Source organism: Mycobacterium sp., from assembly GCF_050701675.1.
Taxonomy (GTDB): domain Bacteria; phylum Actinomycetota; class Actinomycetes; order Mycobacteriales; family Mycobacteriaceae; genus Mycobacterium.
The window spans coordinates 1-5,588 of sequence record NZ_JBOGDD010001229.1; the positions used below are offsets into that span (position 1 = coordinate 1).

The following is a 5,588-nucleotide window of genomic DNA, read 5'->3' on the forward strand; positions in this document are numbered from 1 at the left end:
GCTAGGCTACGCGCCCAGTTCGATTTCGTGTCTCGGGACGGATCCGAGAGGCGAAGAAGACGATGCGCCATGGCGATTCGCGTCGCTGAACACGGCATGGGCCTCGGGGCGGCCGATTCGGCGCAACGCCTCGTGTGCACCGGCGCCGAGCAGGCCCCGCTCGTCGAGTGCATGCAGCAGGCCGACGCTCAAGGCCCGGCCGACACCGTGGGCGGCGCCGACATCGGCGACACGGCGGCTATGGACGACCGAACCGCCCCTGAAGTACCCGACGTAGCCACCAAGGTCGTCGGTCAACGCGATGATCGCTGGACCGCGCGCCATCACCCAGCGGACCGCATCGGCGTGCCGCTCGCCGCGACGCAGTGCCGCGAGGGCGCACTCACTCATCGTCACGATGTCGCTGCACCCGATCATGAACCCGATCGAGGTCCGGTCTGACGTGGACAGGCCATTGGCGGCAGCGCCGATGTTCAGGTCATAGCTGACCGTCGCGGCGGCGCGGTCACGTGTGGCGAGCAGCGTCGCCGCTTCGGCGGCATCTGGCCCCCGCAAGACGGCACCCGATGAGTGCACGTGCAAGTGGCTACGCCGACGATCCGGCCTCGTAGGGGAGGTGAGCCGCAGGTCAGGCGGCTTGCCGAGGTACGCAGCCGGAAGGTGCTGGGCCGACAGTGACGGAATGTCGACGACCGTCGCTCCGAGTCGTCGGAGACGACGGTAGACGTCGGCCCGGCGCCCTCCGGTTCCCGTCGGGACCCAATGGCCGTTCACGACGGGTGCGGAGCCGTCGTCGATCACGAGGATCTCAGTTCCCATGTCACTTCCCAACTTCGCTTCATCGGTGTGACCCAGAGCACACCAGTGAAAGGGGTCCGCCGACATCGACCCAACGGGTGATCGGAGGGGTGGGATTGCCGCGGAACGGTGCGCGGCACCCAAGCGACCATGCACGTGGGTGAGCCGTAGACCGACTGGTGAGAACCGCGAAAGGTTCTCAGATGCCGTTGAGCGGCACCCAAGCTCAGTCGAACGGTAGTTGTCCCGCTTTGGGTTCGAACGGAGCAGTTTGAACCGTAAGGTGACGGCCCACATGCGTGATGGAAAACACACGCGTCGACCAAACCCCAACGGTCGGAGGAGATGTGGCGACGATGCTGATCGACGGTCACAACGATCTCGCGTGGGCGATGCGCCAGGAGTACGACGGCGACCTGGAGGCCGTCGACCTGACCGGGGTGGTGCCGAATCTGCACACGGATCTGAAGCGGCTGGAGGCCGGCGGCGTCACCGGGCAGTTCTGGTCGGTGTACGTGTCCCCGGAGCTCTTCGCCGGCCCCTCGGCAGTGGCCGCCACGCTTGAGCAGATCGACTTCGTACGGCGCTTCGTGGCTCGCTACCCAGACCGGCTGATGCTGGCGACGACTGCGGACGAGGTTGCGGCCTCGGGCGACCGGATCGCATCGCTGCTGGGCATGGAGGGTGGCCACTGCATCGACGGATCACTGGCGGTCCTGCGGATGATGCGCGCGTTGGGGGTGCGCTACCTGACCTTGACCCACAACAAGAACGTGCCATGGGCCGACTCGGCGACCGACGACCCAGTGCTGCACGGATTGTCGGATTTCGGTGAGGACGTCGTACGCGAGATGAACCGGCTCGGAATGCTTGTCGATCTCTCGCACGTGTCTGCCGACGTGATGCGGCACGCACTGCGGGTGACCGCCGCGCCCGCGATCTTCAGCCACTCCTCCGCCCGTGCGATCTGCGACCACCCTCGCAACGTGCCCGACGATGTCCTTGCGACGTTGGCAAAGAACGACGGCGTGTGCATGGTTACGTTCCTGCCCGCGTTCGTATCACCGGCGGTCACCCAATGGCACGCGGAGGCAAAGGCCGAGGCTCGACACCGTGGGATCCAGAAGGGCGAACCGGCGTACGACGCACTGATGACCGGGCTTGCGGAGCAGTCGCCACCGCCGGTCGCCACGTTGACGGACGTCGTGGCTCATATCGAGCACGTCCGTGCGGTCACGGGCATCGACCATGTCGGCATCGGGGGTGACTACATGGGGGCCGAGGCCATGCCCGAAGGCCTGGAGGACGTTTCGGGCTATCCGCGGCTGTTCGCCGCCCTGGCCGACCGCGGCTGGTCAAGCGCCGACGTAGCGAAACTCGCCGGCGAGAACATCTTCCGCGTGCTCAGAGCGGCCGAGGATGTGGCCGACCCGGCTGGCTAACTTCGCGGGCGACTGAGCCGGGAACCCGGTCGCCCCGAACCGTCCAAGGCTCCCCTTTGCTCGACTCGATCACACTTCGAGGAGGTATATGATCCACATCACACGATGCGCAGCGCTCAAAAGGGGCATGCCCGGAGTGCCCGCTCAGGCACCCGTGGCTTCGTCTATCAAGTCCAAGCACGCAAAGGTGGCCCCGATGTCAGGTGCACGGCTCGAATCGAAACCTCCCTCCACGACCAATACTGCGCTGTACGACGCGTGGGAAAGTTTCGTCAAGGGGGATGACGACGTCCGCGGCGTGCGGCCCGAGGTGGCCATCTCCTGGCAGCGATGTCGGGATCAGTACCGCGTCGACCCGTTCCTGTCCGAAGCGCCTGCAGCGGTCTCGGAGGTCGACCATTCCCTGGAGCACGATGTCGTCTTCGCGGAACTGGGTTTTCGTGCCGCAGCCATGGTCCACGAGGTGTCGAAATTCGGCATCGTGATCATCGCGGACGCCAACGGCCGAGTCCTGGCCGAGTGGGGTGACAAGGCCACCCTTTCCGTCGCCGCCGGGTCCGGCCTCGCGCCATGGTTTTGCTGGTCGGAGAGCGCGGTGGGCACGAACGGCATCGGCACCGCCCTCGGAACGCGAAACCCCCTGGTGATCAAGCGAGAAGAACACTGGTGTGAGGCCTTCCACGACTGGACCTGCGCGGGCGTCGCGGTGCGGGACGTGGTGAGCAAGGAACCGATCGCGAGCCTGAACATCTCGAGTTTGCGCGGTGACATGCCAGCGGCCGCGAGCACCTGGCTGGCGAACGCCGCCGCGCACACCGCGAGCAAATTGCGCAATTGCGCCCGAGATGGTGGTGCCGAACTGCTCGCCGCGTACAACCACGCCAGGGCGCGGTCGACTGACGCACTGGCCGCCGTAGATACGGCAGGCAAGGTCGTGATCGCCGATGGAACGGCGAGCGTGTCACTCGGTGTGCCGAGCAACAGTCCGGCAGTCGACCCGGCAGTGCGCTGGAATCCCACGCTCCCGGCATTCGTCGACGCCGTCCGGCACGCCAGCAAGCAGGCGAGTCACAACCCCGATTGGACCGGCACGACGCAGGTCTTCACCCATCTCGCCGACGAACCGATGCCGATCGGAATTCGTCCGGTGTTCCGCTACGGCAATCTGGTCGGCCACATGATCTCCTTCGGTGTCGCCGACGGTGAGCAGGTGCCGCGGACCGAAACAAGCCTGTACGCCGAGGAACATCCGCGTCGAGTGGTCGGGGTCAAGGGGAGCCGGATGGTGCTGCTGCGGTTGCCAGAAGTCTTGTTCGCCGAATCGGATGGCAACGAAGTGTGGCTGTCCACGGACCAGGGCAGGATGCGGGCCTCCTCGCCCGGCCTTGACAAGCTCGACAACGAGCTGACCCACGCCGGATTCCTGCGGGTACATCGCCGACACATCGTGAACCTGAACAGGATTCGCGAGGTCGAACGTCGAGACAAGGGCGAGCTGGTTCTCGTCATGGACGATCACGAGAACACGATGGTGCCGGTGTCCCGGCGGAACGTGCGCGCGGTGCGCCGTGCGCTCTGCATCTGAGGTTTAGAGAGCCCGGAAGGAAGGCCAATGCCCGAGAGCCCTGACGCTTACGTCAACAGGACCTACGACCAGACCATGTGCATGCGCGGGTCGCTCAAGCGGCGCAATCACCCCGCGGCAAGCGTGGATCAATGCGATTGGCCCCGCCAGCTCAACCTGAAGACGCTGGCTCGGCCCTGCCGCGCGGCCAATCCGATGGACGAGGACTTCGACTACGCCAAGGAGTTCCTGTCCCTGGACCTCGACCAACTGGCACGCGACGTGGACCAGGTGCTGACGACCTCGCAGGACTGGTGGCCCGCCGACTTCGGCCATTACGGACCGCTCGTGCTGCGGATGGCCTGGCACTGTGCCGGCACCTACCGCGTCGGTGACGGCCGGGGTGGCCCCAGCGCGGGGATGCAGCGCTTCGCCCCCTTGAACGGCTTTCCGGACAACCGCAACCTGGACAAGGCGCGCCAACTCCTGTGGCCGGTGAAGAAGAAGTACGGCCGCAAGATCTCCTGGTCCGACCTGATGGTCTTCGCGGGCAATCGCGCGCTGGAGTCGATGGGCTTCCCGTCGTTCGGGTTCGCCGGTGGCCGGGAAGACGTGTGGGAGCCCGACGAGACGTACTGGGGCCCGGAGGCCACGTGGTTCGCCGACGAACGACACAGCGGCGTCCGGGATCTGGACGAACCGCTGGCGGCCACTGAGATGGGGTTGATCTACGTCGACCCTCAGGGGCCGGCCACGGTGCCGGACCCGGTGGCGTCCGCGCGCGACATCCGTCAGACGTTCCGCCGGATGGGGATGAACGACGAGGAGACCGTCGCGCTGATCGCGGGCGGGCACACGTTCGGCAAGTCCCACGGATCGGCCGACCCTGGCAGCTGCCTCGGTCCCGAACCCGGAACCGCACCGCTGGAGGCACAAGGCCTTGGCTGGGCGAGCAGTTTCGGCACTGGCAACGCTGCCGACACCGTGACCAGTGGGCTCGAAGGGATATGGACGCCCACACCGACGAAGTGGGACAACAGTTTCCTCGAGACACTGTTCGCCTACGAGTGGGATGTGGCGCTCAGCCCTGCCGGGATGTGGCAGTGGGTGCCGCGCGGCGGTGCCGGGGCAGGCACCATTCCGGACGCCCACGACCCATCCAAGACCCATGCCCCGACGATGCTCACCACGGACCTCGCGTTGCAGGAAGATCCGATATACGAGGCGATCTCGCGGCGCTTCCTGGCGAATCCGGACCAGCTTGCGGACGCGTTCGCGCGGGCCTGGTTCAAGCTCACGCACATCGACATGGGCCCGATCGAGCGCTACCTGGGAGCACTGGTCCCGTCCGAACGGCTGATCTGGCAGCACCCGGTGCCAGAAGTCGATCACGAGCTCGTCGATGCCGACGACGTTGTCGCGCTCAAGACTCAGATCCTCCAGTCGGGCCTGTCGGTATCGCAACTCGTCTTCACGGCGTGGGCTTCGGGTTCGACGTTCCGAAACAGTGACAAGCGCGGCGGCGCGAATGGCGCGCGCATCCGTCTCGAACCGCAGCGGAGCTGGGAGGTCAACGAGCCTGAGACCCTGGTGACCGCGCTGGACACACTGGAGCAGATCCGCCAAGGGTTCAACGATTCCCATCGCGGGGGCAAGAAGATCTCGCTTGCCGATCTGATCGTGCTGGGTGGGTGCGCCGCGATCGAACACGCCGCCGCCAAGGCCGGTCACGACATCGAAGTCCCCTTCCGGCGGGGGCGTACGGACGCAACGCAGGAGTGGAC

At 66.2% G+C, this 5,588-nt stretch carries 4 protein-coding genes; 3 read left to right on the top strand and 1 reads right to left on the bottom strand.

Annotated elements, in window-relative coordinates:
- Positions 1 to 6: 6 nt before the first annotated feature.
- On the bottom strand, positions 7 to 819 hold the full coding sequence (locus ACRDUX_RS38160; RefSeq protein ID WP_526422303.1) for a hypothetical protein: 813 nt from the start codon (positions 817 to 819) through the stop codon (positions 7 to 9).
- A 335-nt stretch (positions 820 to 1,154) separates the two neighbouring features.
- On the opposite strand from ACRDUX_RS38160, the gene ACRDUX_RS38165 reads away from it, so the two are divergent.
- From ACRDUX_RS38165 to katG, 3 genes are all read left to right on the top strand, one after another.
- Positions 1,155 to 2,240 (top strand): dipeptidase, encoded by a 1,086-nt coding sequence (locus ACRDUX_RS38165; RefSeq protein WP_526422305.1) that lies wholly within the window; start codon positions 1,155 to 1,157, stop codon positions 2,238 to 2,240.
- Positions 2,241 to 2,436: 196 nt separating this feature from the next.
- Positions 2,437 to 3,825: a DNA-binding protein gene (locus ACRDUX_RS38170; RefSeq protein ID WP_526422307.1), complete on the top strand. Its 1,389-nt coding sequence runs from the start codon at positions 2,437 to 2,439 to the stop codon at positions 3,823 to 3,825.
- 81 nt (positions 3,826 to 3,906) lie between these two features.
- A partial coding sequence (katG, locus tag ACRDUX_RS38175; protein ID WP_526422309.1) for a catalase/peroxidase HPI occupies positions 3,907 to 5,588 on the top strand: 1,682 nt, incomplete at its 3' end.

Bases quoted from the DNA above. Each gene is read 5' to 3' on its own strand.
- ACRDUX_RS38160 (WP_526422303.1), bottom strand. From the start codon at position 819: ATGGGAACTGAGATCCTCGTGATCGACGACGGCTCCGCACCCGTCGTG.
- ACRDUX_RS38165 (WP_526422305.1), top strand. From the start codon at position 1,155: ATGCTGATCGACGGTCACAACGATCTCGCGTGGGCGATGCGCCAGGAG.
- ACRDUX_RS38170 (WP_526422307.1), top strand. From the start codon at position 2,437: ATGTCAGGTGCACGGCTCGAATCGAAACCTCCCTCCACGACCAATACT.